General features: G+C 60.3%; 21 protein-coding genes. 10 read left to right on the plus strand and 11 right to left on the minus strand.

Annotation, left to right across the window (positions count from 1 at the left end; translation table 11 throughout):
* The first annotated feature begins 21 nt into the window (after positions 1-21).
* On the plus strand, positions 22-951 hold the full coding sequence (locus ACZ5RG_RS00435) for an ATP-binding cassette domain-containing protein (protein ID WP_298597520.1): 930 nt from the start codon (positions 22-24) through the stop codon (positions 949-951).
* Between the two features lie 3 nt (positions 952-954).
* Positions 955-1,761: an ABC transporter permease gene (locus ACZ5RG_RS00440; RefSeq protein WP_298597518.1), complete on the plus strand. Its 807-nt coding sequence runs from the start codon at positions 955-957 to the stop codon at positions 1,759-1,761.
* A 34-nt stretch (positions 1,762-1,795) separates the two neighbouring features.
* Here the strand turns inward: ACZ5RG_RS00440 and ACZ5RG_RS00445 are convergent, their stop codons facing one another.
* Genes ACZ5RG_RS00445 through ACZ5RG_RS00455 form a run of 3 tightly spaced genes read right to left on the minus strand, consistent with a single transcriptional unit; the run spans position 1,796 to position 5,020 of the window.
* Positions 1,796-2,710, minus strand: a complete 915-nt coding sequence (locus ACZ5RG_RS00445; protein WP_464447522.1) for a Fe-Mn family superoxide dismutase — start codon at positions 2,708-2,710, stop codon at positions 1,796-1,798.
* Between the two features lie 10 nt (positions 2,711-2,720).
* On the minus strand, positions 2,721-4,079 hold the full coding sequence (gene chrA, locus ACZ5RG_RS00450) for a chromate efflux transporter (protein ID WP_464447523.1): 1,359 nt from the start codon (positions 4,077-4,079) through the stop codon (positions 2,721-2,723).
* The gene (locus ACZ5RG_RS00455; protein WP_464447524.1) at positions 4,076-5,020 is read right to left on the minus strand and encodes a chromate resistance protein ChrB domain-containing protein; all 945 of its coding nucleotides are present in this window, start codon (positions 5,018-5,020) and stop codon (positions 4,076-4,078) included. The genes chrA and ACZ5RG_RS00455 overlap by 4 nt, the downstream gene beginning before the upstream one ends.
* 227 nt (positions 5,021-5,247) lie before the next feature.
* On the opposite strand from ACZ5RG_RS00455, the gene ACZ5RG_RS00460 reads away from it, so the two are divergent.
* Together ACZ5RG_RS00460 and ACZ5RG_RS00465 are read left to right on the plus strand one after the other, a co-directional pair.
* Positions 5,248-6,096, plus strand: a complete 849-nt coding sequence (locus ACZ5RG_RS00460; RefSeq protein ID WP_464447525.1) for a 3-hydroxybutyryl-CoA dehydrogenase — start codon at positions 5,248-5,250, stop codon at positions 6,094-6,096.
* A 54-nt stretch (positions 6,097-6,150) separates the two neighbouring features.
* Positions 6,151-7,170, plus strand: a complete 1,020-nt coding sequence (locus ACZ5RG_RS00465) for a serine/threonine protein kinase (protein ID WP_315236776.1) — start codon at positions 6,151-6,153, stop codon at positions 7,168-7,170.
* A gap of 15 nt (positions 7,171-7,185) precedes the next feature.
* On the opposite strand, the gene ACZ5RG_RS00470 is transcribed toward ACZ5RG_RS00465, so the two are convergent.
* From ACZ5RG_RS00470 to ACZ5RG_RS00480, 3 genes are all read right to left on the minus strand, one after another.
* Positions 7,186-8,169, minus strand: a complete 984-nt coding sequence (locus ACZ5RG_RS00470) for a glucokinase (protein WP_464447526.1) — start codon at positions 8,167-8,169, stop codon at positions 7,186-7,188.
* 88 nt (positions 8,170-8,257) lie between these two features.
* On the minus strand, positions 8,258-9,760 hold the full coding sequence (locus tag ACZ5RG_RS00475; protein WP_298600842.1) for a sensor histidine kinase: 1,503 nt from the start codon (positions 9,758-9,760) through the stop codon (positions 8,258-8,260).
* A 30-nt stretch (positions 9,761-9,790) separates the two neighbouring features.
* Positions 9,791-10,459, minus strand: coding sequence for a response regulator transcription factor (locus ACZ5RG_RS00480; RefSeq protein ID WP_312260264.1), 669 nt, complete (start codon positions 10,457-10,459; stop codon positions 9,791-9,793).
* A 196-nt stretch (positions 10,460-10,655) separates the two neighbouring features.
* Here ACZ5RG_RS00480 and ACZ5RG_RS00485 point away from each other — a divergent pair, with 196 nt between their 5' ends.
* From ACZ5RG_RS00485 to ACZ5RG_RS00500, 4 genes are all read left to right on the plus strand, one after another.
* Positions 10,656-11,894, plus strand: coding sequence for an ABC transporter substrate-binding protein (locus ACZ5RG_RS00485; protein WP_409418247.1), 1,239 nt, complete (start codon positions 10,656-10,658; stop codon positions 11,892-11,894).
* A 116-nt stretch (positions 11,895-12,010) separates the two neighbouring features.
* A complete protein-coding gene (locus tag ACZ5RG_RS00490; protein ID WP_298600851.1) occupies positions 12,011-12,889 on the plus strand; it encodes a carbohydrate ABC transporter permease in 879 nt (292 codons plus the stop codon).
* Positions 12,886-13,740, plus strand: a complete 855-nt coding sequence (locus ACZ5RG_RS00495; RefSeq protein ID WP_019429647.1) for a carbohydrate ABC transporter permease — start codon at positions 12,886-12,888, stop codon at positions 13,738-13,740. The genes ACZ5RG_RS00490 and ACZ5RG_RS00495 overlap by 4 nt, the downstream gene beginning before the upstream one ends.
* Positions 13,741-13,743: 3 nt before the next feature.
* Complete coding sequence (locus ACZ5RG_RS00500) at positions 13,744-14,811, plus strand: ABC transporter ATP-binding protein (RefSeq protein WP_464447527.1); 1,068 nt, start codon at positions 13,744-13,746, stop codon at positions 14,809-14,811.
* A gap of 50 nt (positions 14,812-14,861) precedes the next feature.
* Here ACZ5RG_RS00500 and ACZ5RG_RS00505 read toward each other — a convergent pair whose 3' ends face one another.
* From ACZ5RG_RS00505 to ACZ5RG_RS00525, 5 genes are all read right to left on the minus strand, one after another.
* Positions 14,862-16,106 carry an MFS transporter gene (locus ACZ5RG_RS00505; protein WP_464447528.1) on the minus strand — a complete coding sequence of 415 codons (1,245 nt, stop codon included), beginning with the start codon at positions 16,104-16,106 and terminating at the stop codon, positions 14,862-14,864.
* A gap of 249 nt (positions 16,107-16,355) precedes the next feature.
* Positions 16,356-18,347 (minus strand): molecular chaperone HtpG, encoded by a 1,992-nt coding sequence (htpG, locus tag ACZ5RG_RS00510; RefSeq protein ID WP_464447529.1) that lies wholly within the window; start codon positions 18,345-18,347, stop codon positions 16,356-16,358.
* Between the two features lie 81 nt (positions 18,348-18,428).
* Entirely contained in the window at positions 18,429-19,454 is a 1,026-nt protein-coding gene (locus tag ACZ5RG_RS00515; RefSeq protein WP_464447530.1) for an ABC transporter substrate-binding protein, read from the minus strand.
* Positions 19,455-19,520: 66 nt separating this feature from the next.
* Complete coding sequence (locus ACZ5RG_RS00520; protein ID WP_298600866.1) at positions 19,521-20,429, minus strand: pseudouridine synthase; 909 nt, start codon at positions 20,427-20,429, stop codon at positions 19,521-19,523.
* Positions 20,430-20,548: 119 nt separating this feature from the next.
* On the minus strand, positions 20,549-21,259 hold the full coding sequence (locus ACZ5RG_RS00525) for a Crp/Fnr family transcriptional regulator (protein WP_298600869.1): 711 nt from the start codon (positions 21,257-21,259) through the stop codon (positions 20,549-20,551).
* Between the two features lie 155 nt (positions 21,260-21,414).
* Between ACZ5RG_RS00525 and ACZ5RG_RS00530 the strand changes: the two genes are divergently transcribed.
* Together ACZ5RG_RS00530 and ACZ5RG_RS00535 are read left to right on the plus strand one after the other, a co-directional pair.
* Positions 21,415-23,361, plus strand: a complete 1,947-nt coding sequence (locus ACZ5RG_RS00530) for an AMP-dependent synthetase/ligase (protein WP_464447531.1) — start codon at positions 21,415-21,417, stop codon at positions 23,359-23,361.
* Positions 23,358-24,140: an ABC transporter ATP-binding protein gene (locus ACZ5RG_RS00535; protein WP_019429635.1), complete on the plus strand. Its 783-nt coding sequence runs from the start codon at positions 23,358-23,360 to the stop codon at positions 24,138-24,140. Before ACZ5RG_RS00530 ends, ACZ5RG_RS00535 begins: the two co-directional genes overlap by 4 nt.

Here is a 24,140-nt window from a genome sequence, read left to right on the forward strand (position 1 = left end):
GGCAGCAGGCACAATCCCAGCATGAACACCCCTTTGCTTTCGGTCGATCATTTGGTCAAGCGCTACGGCGACGCCACCGTGGTCAATGACCTGTCTTTCCACATCGAGCCCGGCGAATGCCTGGGTGTGATCGGCCCCAACGGTGCGGGCAAAACCACCACGCTGCGCATGTGCCTGGGCTTGTCGCAGCCCGATGGCGGCGACATCGTCTACTTTGGTGGCCAGCAAATGCCGCGCGACGCGCTGGCTATCAAGTCGCAGCTGGGCGTGGTCGCGCAGATGGACACGCTGGACCCCGACTTCACATCGGAAGAAAACCTGCTGGTCTTTGGCCGCTACTTTGGCCTGCCCGACGCCACCATCCGCGAGCGCATTCCCAAGCTGTTGGAGTTTGCCGCACTCACCCACAAGGCCAAAGCCAAACCCGGCGAATTGTCGGGCGGCATGAAGCGACGCCTGAGCCTGGCCCGCGCCCTTATCAACCACCCGCAACTGCTCATGCTGGACGAGCCCACCACCGGCCTGGACCCGCAAGCGCGGCACCTCATGTGGGAGCGCCTGCAAGTGCTGCTGCAAGAAGGCAAATCCATCTTGCTCACCACCCACTTCATGGACGAGGCCGAACGCCTGTGTTCACGCCTGTTGGTGCTGGACCAAGGCCGCAAGATCGCCGAAGGCAAACCTCGCGACCTGATCGCCGAGCACCTGGAGCCCGAAGTGGTCGAGGTGTTTGGCCAAGGCGCGGTGGCGCTGGCGCAAGAAGCCCACCTGAAAGCGCTGGCGGGCCGCATCGAAGTCAGCGGTGAAACCGTGTTCTTTTACACCCACGACAGCCGGTCGCTGCTGGCGGCACTGCAAGCTTGGCCTGCGCTGCGCACGCTGCACCGTCCTTCCAATTTGGAAGACCTGTTTTTGAAATTGACCGGACGCCAAATCCGCGAAGAAGGTTGAGCCATGAGTCAGATCCAAAACAACATCTGGGCCGCGCCGCAACTGTCCATGCGCTGGTGGCCTGTATTTTTGCGCAACTGGTTGGTCTGGAAAAAGCTGGCCATCCCCAGCCTGGTGGGCAACATCGCCGAACCGCTGATGTGGCTGGTGGCCTTCGGTTACGGCCTGGGCTCTTTGGTCGGGCAAATTGAACTGGGGGGCGAAAAAGTGCCCTACATCCTGTATTTGGCCAGCGGCAGCATCTGCATGAGCGCCATGAACGCGGCCACCTTTGAGGCGCTGTATTCGGCCTTCTCGCGCATGCATGTGCAGAAAACCTGGGACGGCATCATGAACGCCCCGGTACGGCTCGATGACGTGGTGCTGGCCGAAATGCTGTGGGCCGCGTTCAAAGCGCTGTTCACCGTCACCGCCATTTTGGGCGTGATGCTCGCTTTGGGCATCAGCCACAGCTGGAAGCTGCTGGTCGCCTGGCCCGTGCTGTTGGGCGTGGGCATCACCTTCAGCTGCATGGCGCTGATCTTCAACGCACTGGCCAAAGGCTACGACTTCTTCACCTATTACTTCACCCTGTTCCTCACGCCCATGATGTTCCTCTCGGGCATCTTTTTTCCGCGTGAACAACTGCCCGGCTTTGTGCGTGTGATCGCCGATTGGCTGCCGTTGTCGGTGGCGGTCGACTTGGTGCGCCCCCTCTTCATGGACCGTTGGCCCGACCAGCCGCTGCGCCATGTGCTGGTGCTGGCGGTGTTTGCGGTGGTGTCGTTTTGGGTGGCACTGGCGCTGACCAGGAAGCGGTTTCGGAGTTGAATTTATCGGCCGACGCGCTTGCTGTTGAGGGCCCTCAAGTGGCCGTCGCCTTGTGTTCAATGCGTTGACCTGCCGCTTCCCACGCGTCAATGCCGCCACGCAAAAATCGCACATTCAGACCTGCCGCACGCAAGCGCATGGCGGCTGAGCGACTCACTTCGTGTCCATAGACGCAGTAAACAACGATGGCCCGGTCTTGGGGAAGTTCTTTGGCCCAGCGCTCAATGTCCGAAGGGTCTTTCCACTGAGCGCCCGCAATGCGCGTCAGTGCAGTCTTGTAGACCCCTTCACGGCGCACATCCACCAGCAGGGCTCCCTCCACCTCAGCATGGTTTGCGCCTAGAGACTCGCTGACCCCATAGATGGCTTGCTGGTAACGCGCGTACACCGTGTTCCAGGCGATATTCGCCATGAAGGCCTCCACATAGGGGCCAGCCGCCGGGCCATAGTCCAAGTGGTAGGCGTGTTCATACATGTCCAAGGCCAGCAGTGGAATCCCTCCGACCAGTGCTTGCGTGTGGTCAGCGGCCCATTGGTTGACCAAGTGGCCCTCTCTGGGCTGATAGACCAATAACGCCCAGCCAGAGCCACTACCCATTGCTCGACCCATGGCGGCAAACTCATCGCGCCACAAAGCCACGCTGCCAAAACTGGCGCTCAGCGCCAGCGCCATGGCGGGGCTCATTTCCGAGCCATTTCCACCCAGACACCCAAAGTAAAGCTCGTGAAGCAGCATGGCGTTGGTGGCCATCAGTTCCTCTCGCTTGAGTCCATTCCAGACGTAACCGGGTGCGGTGCTCGGTGACAGAGTGGTCAAGTGCATTCGGATGGCATTGAGCCGATGGACAGCACCGCCATAGTCGTTCTGGTGGTGACTGAGCAGCAATTTTTCTGAAAGGCCATGCAGGGCGGTCGGGTCGAAAGGCAAGTTCTGAATGTGGCAGTCCATGGTCGTTTCCTCAATGAATCAAAGGTCGAAGAAAAACCCAAACCAGCCCAGCAAGGCCACTGGCAATGAGCACGGGAATGACCCCCAATTTGTAGCGAAACAAGGCCGTCACCGCCGCGATACCAATGAGTGCGGCAGGCCACTCCAACAGGCCAGACAGCCCCGTGGGCCACAAGACATGCAAGGCGAAAAACACCGCCAAATTGGCAATGACACCCACGACAGCGGCGGTGATGGCCGTCAATGGCGCTGTGAATTTGAGATTGCCGTGGGTGGACTCGATGAACGGGCCCCCCAAAAAGATGAAAAAGAACGAGGGTAAGAAAGTGAAGAAAGTCACGATGCAGGCTGCCACCACAGCCCCCAAGAAGAGCGAGTCTGTCCCCATCACGGTCTGAGTCCAGCCGCCGACAAATCCCACGAATGCCACCACCATGATGAGCGGGCCAGGGGTGGTCTCGCCCAGTGCCAAACCGTCCATCATCTGCGACGCGGTCAGCCACTGGTAGTGCTCAACCGCGCCCTGATGAACATACGGCAGCACCGCATAAGCTCCCCCAAAAGTCAGGAGTGCGGCTTTGGTGAAAAACCAAGCCATTTGTGTGAGCGCCGCGTCCCATCCATACAGGGCGACCAAAGCGCCCATCGCGGCCAACCACAGACCTGCGAAAGCCGCTAGAACTTGCCAAAATCTTTTCCAAGTGAAGATCGCATGCGGCGGCGTGGGCGTGTGGTCATCGATGACGGCGGCGCCCATGCGCTCAGCCCGTGTACCGTGGCCTCCGCCGATTGCGAATTTCTCGGGCGCAAAGCGACCGCCCCAATGGCCAGCCAAGCCAGCGGCCAACACAATCAGCGGGAATGGCAGATTCAAGGCAAAAATGGCGGTGAATGAAGCCACGGCAATGCCCCAAAGCACGCCGTTCTTGAGCACTCGCGAGCCGATGCGGTAGGTCGCAGACACCACGATGGCCGTCACCGCCGGTTTGATGCCATAGAGCACACCGGCCACAGCCGGCACATCGCCATACACCATGTACACCCAGGACAGGCCCATCAATATCAACAGCGAAGGAAGCACAAAAAGCCCCCCGGCCACAATGCCGCCCCAAGTCTTGTGCATGAGCCAGCCGATGTAGGTGGCCAACTGCTGTGCTTCTGGCCCGGGCAGCACCATGCAGTAGTTCATCGCGTGCAGATAGCGCTTTTCAGAAATCCAGCGCTGACGCACAACCAAGTCCTCATGCATGATGGCAATCTGGCCCGCAGGCCCGCCAAAAGAGACGAAGCCCAGCTTGAGCCAGTAGGCGAAAGCCGCCCAGAAGGTGGGTGGGTGGGGTGCCGTAAGTGTCGGCGTTGGCGTGCTCATGGTGCGCTCCGAAAGGCGGCGTAGAGGGTGTCAAAAAGCGCCAGCGCTGCGGCCAGCAGGGCATCGTCATCTGCGTGTTGTGCATGAAGACCACGAACCAGCATTTCCAATCCGGGCGCTTCGTCCACCGCGATGCCGCCTGCATCGATGAAGTGCACCAACTCCCCAAGCCGTGCCAGCGCCGGGTCGGTGTGCAGACCAAATGAAGCTGCGACCACTTCAAAAGTCACACGTTCGCCCACATGCGTGAACGCCGCACCATCAAAGTCAAAACCCAAAGCGGTCTTGGGGCACTTCTTGGCGTTTACCAACCACAAGAAGGTGGGCGCTTGGTCGACAAAGCGTTGCACCAACCAAGCAGTGGCCAAACGGTCCACCCATGGCCTTGCACGAGTGGCCCAAGTTCGACCTTGGTATTCATGGATGTCCAGCAGCGCGATTGGCGCAGTCACGGAGGCAGGTTCTCCCGGCGACAGCAAGCGTTCCGTTTCTTGTCGCAGGGTTTGCAGGCCGGACACGGCAGATTCTGCGGCTTTGCCCGGAAAGAAGTCGGCACTTTGAATGGCCTGAAGTTGCACCTCCTGCGTCCTGAGGGCCTTGCGCACGTCGGCCTCGCTTGCTGATTTGAAGGCTTTGCGTGCCTCTTTCAAGGTCTGGGCGAATTCAGCGTACAGATCATGGCGGTCAAACAGTGCGCGAAATCCAGACTCTTGTGCCGCGTCACGAGCCTGCACCTCCAACAGGTGCGACTCAGCGCCCGCACTGCGTATGGCCTCATCCATCTCCCAAAACGATGGCGCCGTCGTGGCCGAGGCAGGCAGGATGTAAACCCCCTCACGCAAGGTGGCGCAGTGGCTGGATTTGAGCTTGCGCCAAATACGAACCCGCAGGCCACTGGGTGATGTGGGGAGAGTTGCTGTCAAAATGAGCCAATGTGTCATGTAGCAATTATTACACTAAGTAATGAGTGTTTCTAATTTATTATTTTTGTGGCGCGGCGCTTGCCTTGTGCATGGCGCGCCACCGCCCGCTTTGGCAAGCTGCCGCCGCCCTTTTTGTTGTGATGCCATACATCCAGCCTCACAACGCAGTCATGCCGTCAGGCCCGTGTGAAACAGCCCCGTTAAGATGGTTGCAAAACCCATTTACCCGTTTTGAAGGACAGAACATGAGCATCCAAACCGTAGGCATCATTGGCGCAGGCACCATGGGCAATGGCATCGCACAGGCGTGTGCTGTGTCGGGCATTCCGGTGGTGATGGTGGACATTTCTGATGCGGCCGTGGCCAAGGGCATTGCCACCGTATCGGGCAGTCTGGACCGCTTGGTCAAAAAAGAAAAGATCACCGAAGCCGACAAGGCCAAGGCGTTGGGCCTGATCAAGGGCAGCACTTCTTATGACGACCTGAAGGCCACCCAGTTGGTCATTGAGGCCGCCACCGAGAACCAGGACCTCAAGGTCAAAATCCTCAAGCAGCTCGATGGCATGCTGCCTGCCGACGTGATCATCGCTTCCAACACCTCGTCGATCTCGATCACCCAGCTGGCCGCTGCCACCCAGCGTGCCGACCGTTTCATTGGCATGCACTTTTTCAACCCCGTGCCCATGATGGCCTTGGTCGAGATCATTCGCGGCCTGCAAACCAGCGACGCCACCCACGACGCGGTGCACGCACTGGCCACCGCTTTGGGCAAGACCCCGATCACCGTCAAGAACGCGCCCGGCTTTGTGGTCAACCGCATTTTGGTGCCCATGATCAACGAAGCGCTGTTTGTGCTGGCCGAAGGCCTGGCCACGCCCGAAGACATCGATGCGGGCATGAAGCTCGGCTGCAACCAGCCGATCGGCCCCTTGGCGCTGGCCGACATGATTGGCCTGGACGTTTGCCTTGCCGTAATGGAGGTCTACCTCAAGGAGTTCGGCGACAGCAAATACCGCCCTTGCCCCTTGCTGAAAGAAATGGTCGCTGCCGGGCGTTTGGGCCGCAAGACAGGACAGGGCGTTTACAGCTACTGATGCCTTGGCCCGAAGCCTCGGGCTGCGGCTTCGGTCGTGCGCCACAATCGGCGCATGACCGACACGAACGCTTTGCACCCTTACGCTGAACTCACCCCGGACCGGGTGATGGACGCTTTGACCGATTTGGGCCTTTGGCCCGATGGCCGTTTGCTGGCGCTCAGCTCTTACGAAAACCGCGTGTACCGCGCCCATTTGGATGAGCCGGTGCAAGGCGCGTCGGCGGTGGTGCTCAAGTTTTACAGGCCTGGCCGCTGGAGTCGTGTGCAGATTCAGGAAGAGCACGACTTTGCCGCCGAACTGGTGGCCGCCGAGGTGCCTGTGGTGGCGCCGATGACCCTGAATGGGCAGACCTTGCACCCAACGGCAGGCTTTGATTTTTCGGTCAGCCCTTTGCGCGGTGGTCGCCCGCCGGAGCTGGATGATTTCGAGGTGTTGGAGTGGATTGGCCGCTTTTTGGCCCGCATCCACACCGTGGGCGCGGCCAAGCCCTTTGCGCACCGGCCCACGCTTGATGTGCAGACCTTTGCGCTGGAGCCTGCCCAATGGCTGCAAACCCATCAGATGATTCCGCTGGAAGTCGAGCGCGAATGGCGCGATGCGCTGGTGCCCGCGCTGGCCTTGATCGAAGCCGCGTTTGCGCAAGGCGCGTCAGATCGGCGCTTGCTGCGCCTGCATGGCGACTGCCACCCCGGCAATATTTTGTGGACACCTGCCGAGCTGCCCGGAGGTGGCCCGCACTTTGTGGACTTGGACGATGCCCGCATGGGCCCCGCGGTGCAGGATTTGTGGATGCTCTTGTCGGGCGACCGCCGTCAGCGCACGCAGCAGCTGTCGGCGCTGTTAGACGGTTATGAACAAGTGCGCGACTTTGACCGTGCTGAGTTGCAGTTGATCGAGGCGCTGCGCACTTTGCGCTTGATCCATTACAGCGCCTGGCTGGCGCGGCGTTGGGAAGACCCGATTTTCCCGATCAACTTTCCGTGGTTTGGCACGCCCGACTATTGGCGCGGGCAGGTGCTCATGCTGCAAGAGCAGGTGGAGCAAATGCAGGAAGCGCCGCTCAGCGTGTGAGCTGAGCGTGTGGGCTCAGCGCCGCGCAGGCTGCGCGCCCAGCGCCATGGCGCAGCCGATCAGCGCAGGTTGTTCGGCGCGGATCACGTAGGTGGGGATGCGCTTCATGTAGGGCTCGAAGCGGCCTTTGGCCTCAAACGCCGCCCTGAAGCCCGACTGCGCAAAGTAGTCGCCCAAGCGCCCGATCACCCCGCCGCCAATGTAGATGCCGCCGCGTGCGCCCAGCGTCACGGCCAGGTTGGCCGCCGCGTTGCCCAGCAAACGGCACATGCGCTCCAGCGCTTCTTCGCATGCCACGTCTTTGGCGGCCAGTGCGCGTTCGGTCACTTGCGCGGCCACCAGGGCTTCGGCCTCGGTGCCGTTCAGCTCACAAATGGCGCGGTACAAATTTTCCAGGCCCATGCCCGAGACCACGCGTTCGACAGAAACGTGGGGGTGGCTGCGCCACAAGATGCGCAAGATGTCGGCCTCGCGCTCGCAAGTGGGCGACATGCTCACATGCCCGCCTTCGCCCGCAATGGGCACCCAGTCGCCCCTGCGCGAACGCACCAGCGACGACACGCCCAAGCCCGTGCCCGGTCCGATCAGGCCTTTGGGGGCATCGGCCACGGGCTGGCCCGAACCGATTTGTTGCAGGTCGCTGCCTTGCAAGGCCGGGGCGGCCATGGCCATGGCTTCCCAGTCGTTGAGCATCAAGAGGCTGTCCATCCCCAGTGCTTGGCGCGTGGCCTCGATGGAAAACTGCCAGTGGTTGTTGGTCATCTTCAGCACATCGCCGTCGATGGGGTTGGCAATGGCGATGCACGCTTGCTGCACACGGGGCTGGCCCACTTGCTGCAAATAAGCCGCCGCCGCTGCCGCCAAGTCGGCAAACTGGCCGGTGGGCAAGGTGATCTCTTGGGTGATGGGCGTGCCGTCGCCGTGCACCAGCGCAAAGCGCGCATTGGTGCCGCCAATGTCGCCCAGCAGGCGAGGGGTTTGAGCGTGGGGTGTGTTCATGGGGTCAGGCCGGTGGCAGAGGAAGTCAACGCACGCGAGGGTATCAGCCTGAGCGTGCCTGTGGGGCGGGCCGAGTTACCAACAGGGTTCAATTTGCAGGGGCCGGTGACAGCGGCAGGCGGATCGACACGCAAAGGCCATGGGGCTGAACGGCATCGAGCTGCACCTCGCCATGGTGGCGCTCCACGATTTCCTTGACGATGGCCAGGCCCAGGCCGCAACCTTGGCCCACATCGCTGGCCCGCACAAAACGCCCGAACACGCGTTCGCGATCGGCCGGGGACAGGCCCGGCCCGGTGTCCGAGACTTGCAACAAGGCCTGTGGCGTGGCGCTGGCCCAGTCGGCCATCACCCGCACGGTGACCTGGCTGCCGGCTCCGGCGTAATGCAGCGCGTTGTCGATCAGGTTGGTCAGTGACTCGCGCACCAGCAGTTCGTTGGCTTCGATCCAAACCGGCACCGTGGCGCTGTCGTCCAGGCCCAAATCAATTTGGGCACGCAGCGCACGCGGCACCCACTCGGCCGTCAGTGTTTGGGCCAGGCGTTGCAGGTCAAAGCGTTTGCGGTCTTGCGCCATCACAGACTCGGGCTCGGCCCGTGCCAGCGTCAGCAGCTGGTTGACCAGGTGGGCGCTGCGGGTGGCGCTGTCGTGCACGCGCTGCAGGCGGGCCCGCAGTTCGGGGTCAGAGGTCGATTGCAGGGCGATTTCGGTCTGGCTTTTGAGGCCCGCCAAAGGCGTGCGCAGCTGGTGTGCCGCATCGCCAATGAAGCGCTTTTGCGTGGCCACGGTGTTTTGCACGGCGGCCAGCAAGGTGTTGATGGCCGTGGCCAGCGACCACAACTCGCGCGGGGCCGAGGCCAGTTGCAAGGGGGCCAGATCGGTCGGGGCGCGGCCTTCGACCTGTTGGCGCAAACGGGCCAAGGGCGACAAGCCTGCGCGAATGCCCAGCCAAACGATCAGCGTCATCAACAGCACCAGGCTGGACATGGGCAGCAGCATGTCCACCAAAATGCGTTGGGCCAATTCTTCGCGGTTGGCGCTGCTGCGGGCCACTTGCACCAGCATGGTTTGTGGGGCGTTGACTTCGTCGCCAAAGCGCAGGTACAAGGCCACCAGTCGCAGGGGCTGGCCCGTGGTCGCGTTCAGCGCAGCGCGGCCCTGCATCGGCATGGTGCCATCGTAAAAATAAGGGGTATTCAGTGCGGGCTCGACGGGCGCTGCATCCTGTGTGGGCAAGACCGGGGCCGGCAAAGACTGGTTGCCCAAAATGAACTGACCCGGCGGCGAGCTGACCATGTAGAGCAGTTTGTCGGCCGGGTCGGCCTCGAGCACATCTTGCGCGGCACGCGGAAAGTCGATCAGCAAACCGTTGCCAATGGGTTTGAGCTGCCGTGCCAGCGAGCGGCTGGCCTGCAACAAGCTGGCGTCGATCGCCTGGTTGGCGTAACCCGCTGCAAATCGGTAGGTGGCCACACCGCCCGCCATCCACAACACCAGTTGGGGCAGCAACAGCCACAGCAGCAGCTGGCGAGCCAGCGAGACGCCCGCTTGCCCCGCATGGGTCGAGGGTTCATTGGCCTTGGCGGTCATGCGCGATGGCTCAGCATGTGGGGCGGTCTGTCACGCTTGGGCTTCCAGCAAGTAGCCCAGGCCGCGCACCGTGCGAATGACCAGCCCCGCATCTTCCAGCTTGCGGCGCAAGCGGTGAATGTAGACCTCGATCGAGTTGCCGCCACCGGTTTCGCCGCCCTCGTCGCTCCAGGCCTGGTTGATCTGTTCTTTGGTGACCACTTTGTCGCGCTGGTTGACCAGCAGTTCCAGCAGCGTCCATTCGCGGCCGCTCAGCTCCAGTGGCTCGCCACCCACCACTGCGCGGCGTGATGTGGCATCCAGCGACAGGCGACCAAAGGGGGCTGAGGCGCTGGCCGGTTGCGTGCGCCGCAGCAGGGCTTGCAGGCGGGCCAGCAGCTCGGGAAAGTCAAAGGGTTTTGTCACGTAGTCGTCCGCGCCAGCTTGCAGACCGGCCACCCGGTCGTCCAGCGCATCGCGGGCCGACAGCAGCAGCACGGGCAAGGTGGGGTGGGTTTGGCGGACATGCTGCAACACGGCCAAGCCGTCCATCATGGGCAAACCGATGTCCAGCACGGCGATGTCGAAATGCTGCTTTTGGAGCAGATAGTCGGCCACGGCCCCGTTGGGGGCGTGTTCCACCTCAAAACCAGCGCCGCCCAGTTGGGTGGTCAGGGCGTCGGCGAGCATGGCATCGTCTTCGGCAAGCAGCAATTTCATGCCCGAAGCTTAATGGATTGTTCAGTCTTTGGCCTTCAAATCGGCAAATTCGGGCTTAGGGTTTAACCTGATGTTAATTAATTAACGGAATATTAATATTCGATCCGTCGAGGTTCATGTGGCTATTTCGCCGCCTCGCACATCCACTCAGGTCCTCAGTGGCCCTTACAAGGAGACTCTCTTGAAATCTGCTCAATTGTTCCAACGTTCGATTCTCGCCACCGCCGCAGTGCTGGCCTTTGCCGCCCATGCTGGCGAAGTCGAAGTGCTGCATTACTGGACCAGCGGCGGCGAAGCCAAATCGGCCGCAGCCCTGAAAGCCACTTTGCAAGCCAAAGGCCATGTCTGGAAAGACTTCGCCGTGGCCGGTGGCGGTGGTGACAACGCCATGACCGTGCTCAAGTCGCGCGTGGTTTCGGGCAATGCCCCAGCCGCTGCACAAATCAAAGGCCCTGCTTTGCAAGAGTGGGCTGGTGAAGGCGTGTTGGCCAACATCGACGATGTGGCCAAGGCCGAGAAGTGGGACAGCCTGCTGCCTCCCGTGGTCGCCAACGTCATGAAATACAAGGGCAACTACATTGCCGCCCCTGTGAACGTGCACCGCGTGAACTGGCTGTGGGCCAGCAACGCCGCGTTCAAGAAGGCCGGCGCCAAAGTGCCGACCAACTGGGACGAGTTCTTTGTGGCCGCTGAAGCCCTGAAAAAAGCCGGCATCATTCCCGTGGCCCACGGTGGTCAGAACTGGCAAGACTTCACCACCTTCGAGAGCGTGGCTCTGGGTGTTGGCGGTGCTGACTTCTACAAACAAGCTTTGGTGCAATTGGACCAAGCCGCTTTGACCGGCGCGACCATGACCAAGGTGCTCGACACCTTCAAGAAGGTTAAGACCTACACCGACAAAAACGCACCTGGCCGTGACTGGAACCTGGCCACTGCCATGGTCATCAAGGGCGAAGCTGGTATGCAGTTGATGGGTGACTGGGCCAAAGGCGAATTCGTCGCTGCTGGCAAAAAGCCAGGCGCTGACTTCACCTGCGCTGCAGCACCGGGCACCGCCAAGTCCTTCACTTTCAACGTGGACTCTTTTGCCATGTTCAAGCTGAAAAACGAAGCCAACAGCCAGGCCCAAAAAGACTTGGCGACCGCCATCATGTCGACCGATTTCCAAGAAGTGTTCAACCTGAACAAGGGCTCTATCCCTGTTCGTCTGAACATGAACCTGGCCAAGTTTGACGACTGCGCCAAGCTCAGCGCCAACGACTTCGTGGCCACGGCCAAAAACGGTGGCCTGGTGCCATCGGTCGCCCACGGCATGGCCATCGGTTCGGCCACTTCGGGTGCGATCCAGGACGCCGTCAGCCAGTTCTGGAACGACGACAAGATGAGCAGCAAAGACGCTCAGGCCAAGATCGCTTCGGCAGCCAAGGTCAAGTAAGTCTTTGAGCCACCTTTAAGGTGGCTATAACAAACCCTTGGGGTTTGTTGTCTCTTTTGCCACCGGGCTGCAGGTCACAAGCTTGCAGCCCGCGTCGGCCTCTGATTGGATCACCCATGTCTGCATCATCCCCCCAGCAAGCTGCGTGGCTACCCAAGCTGGTCATTGCACCCAGCTTTGTGGTGTCTCTGCTGTTCATTTATGGCCTGATGGCCTGGAACGGCTACCTGTCCATGTCCGCCTCGCGGATCTTGCCCAACTACGAATTTGTCGGCCTGCAGCACTACGCTGCCTTGATGGAAAGCGATCGCTTTCAAGTGGCCATGACCAATATGGCCGTGTTTGGCGTTTTGTTCATTGGCGGTGCCATGGCACTGGGCGTGTTGCTGGCCATCCTGCTGGACCAAAAGGTGCGCGGCGAAGGCGTTTTGCGCACCATTTATTTGTACCCGATGGCGATTTCTTTCATCGTCACCGGTACCGCCTGGAAGTGGATTTTGAACCCCGGCCTCGGGCTTGAACACCTGATGCGAAGCTGGGGTTTCACCAGCTTCAGTTTTGACTGGCTGGTGCAGCAAGACATGGCCATTTATTGCGTCGTCATTGCCGGTGTGTGGCAAAGCGCGGGCTTTGTTATGGCACTGTTTTTGGCCGCGCTGCGCGGCATTGACGACTCGATCATCAAAGCCGCCCAAGTGGACGGCGCGAGCTTGCCGACCATTTACTGGCGCATCATTTTGCCCAGCTTGGGTCCGGTGTTTTTCAGCACCTTGCTGGTGGTGTCGCACTTGGCCATCAAGAGCTTTGACTTGGTGATGGCCTTGACTGCGGGCGGCCCTGGTTATGCCACTGACTTGCCCGCCACCTTCATGTATGCCACCGCATTCACACGCGGCCAGATTGGCGTGGGCGCGGCCAGCGCCACCGTGATGCTGGCCACCGTGGCCGCCATCGTGGTGCCTTACCTTTATTCTGAATTGCGAGGCAAACGATGAACCGCCTGAACTTTCATCGCCTGATCCTGTGGAGCATGTTGCTGTTGTTTGCGGCCTGGTTTCTGGTGCCCTTGTATGTGATGCTGACCACGTCGTTGAAAGACGCAGAACAGCTGCGCGCGGGCAACCTGCTGAGCCTGCCCACCGCCCCCACGCTGGACGCGTGGTTCAAGGCCTGGGGCAGTGCCTGTACGGGGGTGCAGTGCGAGGGCTTGAAGCCCTTTTTCTGGAACTCGATGGTCATGGTCGTGCCTGCGGTGCTGTTGTCCACCCTGATCGGCTCGCTCAACGGCTATGTCTTGAGCAAGTGGAAATTTCGCGGCAGTGAAACCCTGTTTGCCTTCATGCTGTTTGGCGTGTTCATGCCCATGCAAGTGGTGCTGCTGCCCATGAGCCAAGTGCTGGGTTGGTTGGGCGTGGCCAGCTCGATCTGGGGCCTGATGTTGGTGCACGTCGTGGCGGGCATTCCATCGACTACGCTGTTCTTTCGCAACTACTACATCGGCCTGCCGGATGAATTGATCAAGGCCGCGCAGCTGGATGGAGCGGGTTTCTGGATGATCTTTCGCCGCATTGTGCTGCCACTGTCTTTGCCGATTTTGGTAGTCACGCTGATCTGGCAGTTCACCAACATTTGGAACGACTTTTTGTACGGCGTGGTGTTCTCGGGTGCCGACAGCAAACCGATCACCGTTGGTTTGAACAACTTGGCCAACACCTCAAGCGCCGTCAAGGAATACAACGTGGACATGGCCGCCGCGCTGATCGCGGCATTGCCCACCCTGTTTGTGTACGTGGTGGCTGGTAAATATTTTGTGCGCGGCCTGACGGCTGGCGCAGTCAAGGGGTAAATCATGGGCGCACTCGCCATTCGCAACATCCACAAGACCTACAACGAGACGGTCCACATCCTCAAGGGCATCGACCTCGAAATCGAAGCCGGCGAATTTTTGATCTTGGTTGGCCCGTCCGGCTGCGGTAAATCGACCTTGTTGTCGATGATCGCTGGCCTGGACCACCCAACCAGCGGCAGCATCCACATTGGTGACCGCGATGTGACGAACTTGCCCAGCAAGGACCGCGACATCGCCATGGTGTTCCAGAGCTACGCGCTCTACCCCAATATGACGGTGGCGCAAAACATCGCCTTTGGCCTGGAGATCCGCAAGGTGCCCAAGGCTGAGCGCAAAGCGGCTGTCGACCGCGTGTCGGCCATGTTGCAAATCGGGCACCTGCTCGATCGCAAGCCGGGCCAACTGTCGGGCGGCCAGCGTCAGCGCGTGGCCATGGGCCGTGCTTTGGCGCGTGACCCCAAGCTGTTCTTGTTTGACGAACCGCTGTCCAACCTCGACGCCAAGCTGCGCGTGGAAATGCGCGCCGAAATCAAACTGCTGCACCAGCGCACCCAAACCACCACGGTGTACGTCACGCACGACCAAGTCGAAGCCATGACGCTGGGCGACCGTATCGCCGTGATGAAAGACGGTTTGGTGCAACAGTTCGGCACGCCCAACGAGATTTACAACCACCCCGCCAACCGCTTTGTGGCCGAGTTCATCGGTTCACCCGCCATGAACATGGTGGACGCGCAATGGCTTGGAGCTGCATTGACGGCCCAGGGTGTGGAACTGGCCACCACCGACGCGCAACGCTCTGCGGTGCAAGCGCACGGCAGCGCCGAGCTGGTCTATGGCTTGCGTCCCGAAAGCATCGGCTTTGCCGCCACGGGCTTGCCCGGCAAGCTCAGCATGATCGAGCCGACCGGCCCTGAAACCTATGCCACGGTCGACACCGCCGCAGGCAAGCTAACAGCCCGCGTACCCGGCGTTTTGCAAGCGGCAGTGGGCGACGCGGTGCACCTGCAATGGTCGGCCGAGCAGTCGCATTTGTTTGACCGCGCCAGTGGGGTGCGGGTGGGCTAAATGGTTGACGGATTGCGGGTCAGCCAGCGCGGCTAACCGCCCTCTCCTGATCAGGGTGTGCCGAGGCGTTCAGCCTTGCGCACCCGCCAAAACAGCCAGCTGGCAATGCACAGGTTCAGCAAGTTCCACGCAATGCCATTTAAAAAGGCGGCGTGGTAACTGCCCGTCACATCAAACACCCAGCCCGACATCCAGCCGCCCAAGGCCATGCCCAGCAAGGTGGCCATGATGACGGCACCCACGCGGGCACCGGCTTCTTGGGGGGCGAAGTGTTCGCGCACGATGATCGCGTAGGACGGAACGATGCCGCCCTGGAACAAGCCGAACATGGCCGACACCAGGTACAGCGGCACCATGCCATCAAAGGGCAAAAACATCAGCAGCGCCACGCCTTGCAAAAACGAGCCCAGCAGCAAGGTGCGAATGCCGCCAATGCGGTCGCTGATCAGGCCAAACACCAGGCGGCTGACGATGCCGCTGGCCAGCATGAGCGAGAGCATTTCTGCGCCGCGTGCCGCGCCAAAACCCAGGTCGGTGCAATAGGCCACGATGTGCACCTGCGGCATGGACATGGCCACACAACACGCCACACCCGCCACGCACAGCAAGCTCTGCGCTTGCGCGGGCTTGAGGCCAAAGGGCCGGTTACGGTCCAGCACGGGGGCGGCCGCGTTGGTGTTGGCGGGTGCGAGCGTCACCAGCGGTGGGCGCTGGCGCATTCGCAGGGCCAATAAAAACATGCCCAACCCGCAAAAAATGCCCAGCAAAATATAGGTCTGTCGCCAGCCTAAAGTTTCAACACCGCGTTGCACCAGTGGTGGCCAGATCGTGCCCGCGATGTAGTTGCCGCTGGCGCAAATGGCCACGGCAATGCCGCGTCGGCGGTTCCACCACAAGGCGGTGTCGGCCATCAAGGGTGCAAAGGTGGACGAACTGCCCACAAAACCCATCAGCGCATGCGCTAGGCCAAAAGCCCAGATGCTGCCCGACATGCCCGCCCACACAAAGCCGCCGAACACGGCCAGCGCACCCACCCACAGCACGGGCATCAAACCATGGCGGTCGGCCATGCGCCCGGTCACCAGACCGCCCAAGCCTAGGCTGATCATCATCAGCGTGTAAGGCAGTGAAGCATCAGCCCGGCCCACGCCAAACTCGGTCTGCACCACAGGCAGCACGACCGAGACGATGTACATGCTGCTGTTGCCCAACACCACCAAACCCAGTGTGACAAGCAAACGCCAGGCGGCTTGGCGAGAATCGATGAGGGACGGGTCGGCGGGAAGGGTTTTCATCGGGCTCAATCTAGCCGATGTCGTGGTGTTGGCTTGTCTTGTGGGTTACTGGTGTGGGGTGGCGTGTTTCGCAAGGCTTCGCGGGCATTCAAGTCAAAAAAGCCCCGCCAAACGCAAGTCTGGCGGGGCTTTTGCTGGGGTCATGGATCCCGGATTAAGTCCGGGATGACCAAGAGTGAAAGGTCCAAGATGACCCAGATTGAAAGGTCCGGGATGACCAAGGTGAAAGGTCCGGGGTTGCTGGCTGGCTTAGCTCAGCAGCGCATTGACCCGTTTCACATAGGCCGCGGGGTCGGCGGGCAAGCCGCCTTCGGCCAGCAGGGCTTGGTCAAACAGGATGTGGGCCAGGTCGTGGAAGTGGACCGAGCCGTCGAGCTTTTTGACCAGCGCGTGTTCGGGGTTGACTTCGAGCACGGGCTTGACTTCAGGGGCTTGCTGCCCGGCTTGCTTGAGCATGCGGGCCAGTTGCATGCTCATGCCGTCGTCGGTCACCACCAGGCAGGCGGGGCTGTCCACCAGGCGGCTGGTCACGCGCACGTCTTCGGCTTTGTCTTTCAGCGCTTCTTTCAGTTTGGCCAGCACCGGCTTGAAGGTTTCGGCGGCTTCTTCGGCGGCTTTCTTTTCTTCTTCGTCTTGCAGTTTGCCCAGGTCAAACGCGCCTTTGGCCACGCTTTGCAGCGGGGTGCTGTCGAACTCGTGCACAAAGTTCAGTGCCCACTCGTCCACGCGGTCGGTCATCAGCAAAACCTCGATGCCTTTTTTCTTGAAGACTTCGAGTTGTGGACTGTTTTTGGCGGCGGCCAGAGTGTCTGCGGTGATGTAGTAGATGGCGTCTTGGCCTTCTTTCATGCGGGCTTTGTAGTCGGCAAAGCTCACACTCACGGTGTCGCTGGTGGTGGACGCGAAACGCAGCAGCTTGGACAAGCGGCCTTGGTTGCCAAAGTCTTCGCCCAGGCCTTCTTTCAGCACCGCGCCGAACTCGGCATAGAACTTGGAATACTGGCCGATTTTGGCTTTGTCTTCCTCGCTCAAGACATCAGAGACCCCTTCGGTCGTCGCGTCGCTAGCCCCTTCGCTGGCTTCAGGCGCTTTGTCGTGTTTGGCCAGGTCTTCGAGCATCGACAGCACGCGCTTGGTGCAGCCTTCGCGGATGGCTTTGACGTCGCGGCTTTCTTGCAGCAGCTCGCGGCTCACGTTCAAGGGCAGGTCGGCCGAGTCCACCACGCCTTTGACAAATCGCAGGTAGCTGGGCATCAGCGCTTCGGCCTCGTCCATGATGAACACGCGCTTGACGTACAGCTTTATGCCAGCTTTTTTGTCGCGGTTCCACAGGTCTTGCGGGGCTTTGCTGGGGATGTAGAGCAGCTGGGTGTATTCGGTGCTGCCTTCGACGCGGTTGTGCGTCCAGGTCAGCGGGGCTTCAAAGTCGCGGCTGATTTGTTTGTAGAAGTCGGCGTATTGCTCGTCGGTGATGTCTTTCTTGGGGCGGGTCCACAGGGCGCTGGCCTTGTTGATGGTTTCCCACTCGCCGGTCTTGACCATGGCGCCGGGCTGGCGGCCGCCTTCTTCGTTGTTCGGCTCGATCAGTTCGCCGTCTTTCCACTCTTCCTTTTCCATCAGGATGGGCAGGCTGATGTGGTCGGAGTATTTGCCGACAATTTCTTTCAATTTCCAGCTGTTGGCGTAATCCAGCGCTTCTTCGCGCAGGTGCAGGATCACGCTGGTGCCACGTTCGGCGCGGTTGATGGTCTCGACTTCAAAGTCGCCTGTGCCGCCGCTGATCCAGCGCACGCCTTCTACGGCTGGTGCGCCTGCGCGGCGGGTTTCGACAGTGATTTTTTCGGCCACGATGAAGCCAGAGTAAAAGCCCACGCCGAACTGGCCAATCAGCTGGGCATCTGACTTTTGGTCGCCGCTCAACTTGTTCATGAAGTCTTTGGTGCCGCTCTTGGCGATCGTGCCCAAGTGGTCAATCGCTTCTTGCGCCGTCATGCCGATGCCGTTGTCGGTGATGGTCAGTGTCTTGGCCGTTTTGTCGAACGACAAACGCACTTGCAATTCAGGCGCGTCTTCGTAGAGGGCGGTGTTGTTGAGTGCTTCAAAGCGCAGCTTGTCGCAGGCGTCAGAGGCGTTGGAGATCAGCTCGCGCAGGAAAATCTCTTGGTTGGAATACAGCGAGTGGGTGACCAGGTGCAGCAGTTGTGCGACTTCGGCCTGAAAGGCATGGGTTTGCTTGCTCATATCGATTCGAGGTGTAAAAAAGATCAAAAAACAACAACGCCCCACAGTTTGGGGCGTTGAGGCGGGATTTCAAGAGGGGGTTTATTTTGACAAGCTGCCGACTTCTTTGTTCCAGCGCTCCAGCAAACGCCGGCGCTCGGCGGATTTGCCGTATTTTTCAAAGTCATATTTGATCAGGCGCACGTTGTCCATGGACGGGATGCGTGGATCAGGCTTGAAGGTCTTGTTGGCCGGGCTCTGCAGGCTGTCGGCTTTGGCGCCAATGCTTTGGCCTGCAGGGCTCATGAGCCAGTCGTAATAGCGCTTGGCGTTGGCCGTGTTGCGTGCGCCTTTGACCAGCGCAATGCCACCGATTTCATAGCTGGTGCCTTCACAAGGTGCTGCGGTGGCCACCGGGTATTTGTTGTGTCGCCAGCCGTCAAAACCAAAAATAAAGCTGATGCCTACCGCCACTTCGCCCTTGGCGACGTTGGGCGCTTGCGCGGTGCCGCTGCGGGTGTATTGGGTCACGTTTTTGTGCAGGGCCTTCATGTAATCAAAGGCCGCGTCTTCGCCCATCATCTGCACCAGCCCAGCCAGGATGGTGTAAGCCGTGCCGCTGGATGCGGGGTGCGAAATTTCGACTTCGCCCTTATAGATGGGCTTGACCACATCCGACCAGCACTTGGGCTCGGGCAATTTCTTTTTCTTGAGCAGCTCGGTGTTCCAGCCAAAGCCGATGGCACTGGTGTAAAAGCCGCCCACCATGTTTTGTGTCATGGCGTATTGGCGCACGCTCCAGCTGTGCAGGTCGTTCAGGTAGTCGGGTCGGTAAGGGGCCAACAGGCCGATTTCTGCGGCCTGCAAAAACGGGTCACCTGTGCCTCCCCACCAGATATCGGTCTTGGGGTTGGCTGCTTCGGCACGCAATTGGGCCAGGGCTTCACCGGTCGCTTTGCGGGTTTGGTTGACGGTGACGCCAGTTGCCTTGGTGAATTCTTGGGCGGCCATTTCGCACCAGCTTTGGTCGGTGCTGCAAATCGCGTTGAGGCTGCCTGTTTGGGCCGATGCGGCACCGGCAGCCAGAGCGGCTGCCATGACAAAATTGACTGTGAACTTCAGGGGCATTTGGCGTCTCCAGAGTTGATGGGTGAGCTTGTCGGAGGTTTCAACTACGACATGCAGCTATCGCTGTCAAAACGATTCGTTAGGCCCCAGATAGCGCCATTGCCCCGCAGGCATTTGCCCCAGTTGCACGCCGCCCATGCGGATGCGTTTGAGGCCGACCACCTTCAGGCCGACCTGCTCGCACATGCGGCGGATCTGGCGTTTTTTGCCTTCGGTCAACACAAAGCGCAGCTGCTCAGGGTTTTGCCACTCCACCTTGGCGGGCTTGAGCGGTTTGCCGTCCAGGCTCAGGCCATGGCGCAAGCGCGCCAGTTGGGCTGCCGGGAACACGGCTTGGACGTTGGCACTCACCCGGTCAAAGTCGCCAATCACGGTCAGTTGGTTGGCTTTGCCGCCATAGGTGGCCGATGCGGCAGAGGCGGCGGCGGTGTTTTCGTGGCCGGTGTAGGCCACGCGCACCAGGTACTCTTTTTCCATCTCCGAGTCTTCGCCGATCAGCTGACGCGCCACGCGGCCGTCTTGCGTCAGCACCAACAGACCTGTGGAGTCGATGTCGAGCCGCCCTGCTGGGGCCAGGCCGCGCAGGTGCGGTGGCGTGAAGCGCATTTTGGACGGATCGCCCATCCAGTGGCTGCGCGGGTTGATGAGGGTGATGGCGGGCTCGTGCCCGTCTTCGGCCTGGCCGCTCACATAGCCCATGGGCTTGTGCAGCAAGATGGTCACTTGGCGGTCTTGTTGCTGTTCGGCCGCTTTGTCGATGGTGATGCGGTCAGACAGCGTGACTTGCTGGCCCATGCTGGCGGGCAGGCCGTTGACCTGGACCCAGCCTTGCTCGATCCAGGCGTCGGCTTCGCGGCGCGAGCACATGCGCAGCTCGGCCATGCGTTTGTTCAGGCGCGAGGTGCCGCTGGGTGTGGCGGCATCGCCTTTGCCTTCGGGGCGGGGGGCACGTTTGAAAGCCGGGGGCTGGGTCATGGGTTCAGGGGGTGAAAAGAAGTTGCCCAATTGTCCGCTGTTTTTGTTCCTTGGCGCGTCATTTGGCAAGGTGGGTCGGTGGCTTCCGCTCCGACAGGCGTCCAAGGTCCGCAAGTGCCTCACTTGAATTGCACGGTGCGCAGGCCCTGCAAATCCAGGATGCGCAGGCCGCCGTATTCGATGCGAATCAGTTGTTGAGCTTGCAATACTTTGAGCGCCTCGTTTACCCGTTGGCGTGACAGCCCCACCAGATACGCCAGCTCTTGCTGGGTGATGCGCAGCACTTCGCCCACACCCGAAAACAGCACCGGGTTGAACAGCGCAGCCAGGTGCCTGGCCAGGCGCAGTTCGGGGTTGGTCATGCGGTCCATCTCTCGCGCCGCGATGAACTGGCCCAGCCGCTCGTTGAGCTGCTGCATGACGAAGCGGTTGAAGCCCAGCGAGTGGTCAATGAGCCAGTGAAAAGTGTCCAGCGGCATGCCCGCCACCACGCTGGGCCTGAGGGCCTGGATGTTGTAGCGGTAGATCTCGCGTTTGAGCGCGGTGCCCTCGCCAAACCAGCCACCGGGCGGCACGCCGGTGAAGGTCATGGTCTGGCCGCTTTCGTTGTCGCTGCTCATTTTGAGCAAGCCCGAAATCACCCCAAACCAATAGGTCACGGGCCGTCCGACGCGGCAAACATAGTCGCCTGTTTGGGGGTCACTCACCACCAGTTGCGGCACGATTTGCTGACGTTCTGAATCGCTCAACAAGCCCAACCACGGAATCTCTTGCAGCTCGGCTCCGGTGGGGGCGCGGCGGCGTTGGTGAACGCTGATTTCTTTGGGCATGGGGTGTTGGGGGCTTGTCAGGCTGCGGTCAGTCACGCTAGGGGTCTTCCCTGAATTGTCGTCCAAATGACAACTCAACGTCAAATGACTCCCTACGATCTGCCCAAGTTCAGTCGCATTGCATTCAATGCACCGTTTTGGAGACAGGTCAGGTCATGCAAACAACGTTTCCCCGTTTGATGCTCACGCACGCTGCCGAGCGCCCCACAGCGCCCGCATTGCGAGAGAAAGAATATGGCATTTGGCAGACCACCACCTGGTCTGATCTGGCCCGCTTGGTCCAGTCCGTGGCTTGCGGTTTGCACCAGGCCGGCTTGCAGCGAGGTGAGCACCTGATCGTGGTGGGCTCCAACCGGCCACGGCTGTATGCCACCATGCTGGCAGCCCAGTCCTTGGGTGCAATTCCGGTGCCGTTGTACCAAGATGCGGCTGCGGCCGAATGCGTCTTCCCCATTACCAACGCCGAAGTGCGGTTTGCCGTAGTGGAAGACCAGGAGCAGGTCGACAAGATGCTGGAAGTGCGCGAGCAGTGCCCGCAGTTGACCCATATTTTTTATGACGACCCGCGCGGTCTGCGCAAGTACATCGAAGATGGCTTGGGTTCGCTCGAAGAGCTGATCGCCACTGGGGGCGTGTTCGCCCAGCAGCATCCCCAGTTTTTCAGCGAAGAGGTCGCCAAAGCGCAGTACACCGATGTGGCGGCGATGTTTTTCACCTCGGGCACCACGGGCAACCCCAAGGGTGTCGTGCACACCCACAGCTCCTTGATTGACCGGGCCGATGCCGGGGCCGAGTTTGACAAGCTGACCAGCGCCGAGGACGTGCTGGCCTACATGCCGCCCGCCTGGATTGGTCAGAACATCTTCAGCTACGCCCAATGGTTGGTGTGTGGCTACGTGGTCAACTGCCCCGAGTCGGCGGCCACCGTGACCATCGATTTGAAAGAGATTGGCCCGACGTATTATTTCGCGCCGCCCCGCGTGTTCGAGGGCATGCTGACCAGCGTGATGATCCGCATGGAAGACGCGGGCAGCTTCAAGCGCAAGCTGTTTCACTACTTCATGGGTGTGGCCAAAAAAGTGGGCCCAGCCTTGATGGACAGCCAATCGGTGGGCTTGAAAGACCGCTTGAGCTACGCCTTGGGCAATTTGATGGTCTATGGCCCCTTGCGCAACAACATGGGATTCAGCCGCGTGCGTGTGGCGTACACCGCAGGCGAGGCCATTGGGCCCGACTTGTTCACCTTCTTCCGGTCCATTGGCGTGAACATCAAACAGCTCTACGGTTCCACAGAAACCGCTGTGTTTGTGTGCCTGCAGCCCGACAACGAAGCGCGTGCCGACACCGTGGGTGTGCCTTGCAAGGGTGTGGAAATCAAGGTCGCCGACAACGGCGAAATCATGGTCAAGTCACCGGGTTTGCTCAAGGGCTATTACAAAAACCAAAAGGCCACCGACGAAGTGCTGACGGCCGATGGCTGGTACCACACCAGTGATGCAGGCTTCATTGACAGCCATGGCCACCTCAAGATCATCGACCGCGTGAAAGACGTGGGCCGTATTCAGGGCGGTGCCAACGATGGCGCGATGTTCGCGCCCAAATACGTTGAAAACAAGCTCAAGTTTTTCCCACACATCAAAGAGGTGGTGGCCTATGGCGACCAGCGCGAAAAAGTGTGCGTGATGATCAACATCGACTTTGACGCCGTGGGCAACTGGGCCGAGCGCCGCAACCTGCCGTATGCCGGTTACACCGACCTGGCGCAAAAGCCCGAGGTGTACCAACTGGTCAAAGAGTGCGTGGAAAAGGTCAACGCCGATCTGGCCGAAGACAGCATGTTGGCCGGCAGCCAAGTGTCCCGTTTCCTGATCCTGCACAAAGAGCTGGACGCCGACGATGGCGAGTTGACCCGCACCAACAAAGTCCGCCGTGGCTTCATTGCCGACAAATACAAACCGTTGGTCGATGGCCTCTACGAAGGCCGAACCGAGCAGTTCATTGAGACGGTGGTCAAGTTCGAAGACGGCCGCACCGGCAGCGTGAGCGCCACGCTCAAAATTTCCGACGCCAAAACATTCACACCCGTGAAGGCAGCAGCATGACCAAAAAAATCGGCGACGTCATTCTGGACGTCAGCAACATCAGTTTGCGGTTTGGTGGCGTGAAGGCGCTGACCGACATTTCATTCAACGTGCGCGAACACGAGGTCCGCGCCATCATCGGCCCCAACGGTGCAGGTAAAAGCTCGATGCTCAACTGCATCAACGGTGTGTACCAGCCGCAAGAAGGCAGCATCACTTTCCGTGGCCAAAAGTTTGACCACATGAACAGCCGCCAAGTGGCCGAGATGGGCATTGCCCGTACGTTCCAGAACTTGGCGCTGTTCAAGGGCATGAGCGTGATCGACAACATCATGACCGGTCGCAATCTGCGCATCAAAAGCAATTTGTTCATGCAGGCCTTGCGCCTTGGCCCGGCCCAACGCGAGGAAGAAGAGCACCGCGAATTCGTCGAACACATCATCGACTTTTTGGAGATCCAGGCGTTCCGCAAGACGCCTGTGGGCCAGCTGCCTTATGGCTTGCAAAAGCGCGTCGACTTGGGCCGCGCTTTGGCCATGGAGCCGCAAGTGCTGTTGCTCGACGAGCCCATGGCCGGCATGAACATGGAAGAAAAGCAGGACATGTGCCGCTTCATCCTGGACGTGAACGATGAATTTGGCTCGACCATCGTGTTGATCGAGCACGACATGGGCGTGGTGATGGACATCTCGGACCGCGTGGTGGTGCTGGACTACGGCAAAAAAATCGGCGACGGGACTCCCGAAGAAGTGCGCAACAACGAAGAAGTGATCAGTGCCTATCTGGGCACCAGTCACTAA

This window comes from Limnohabitans sp. TEGF005, from assembly GCF_055394835.1.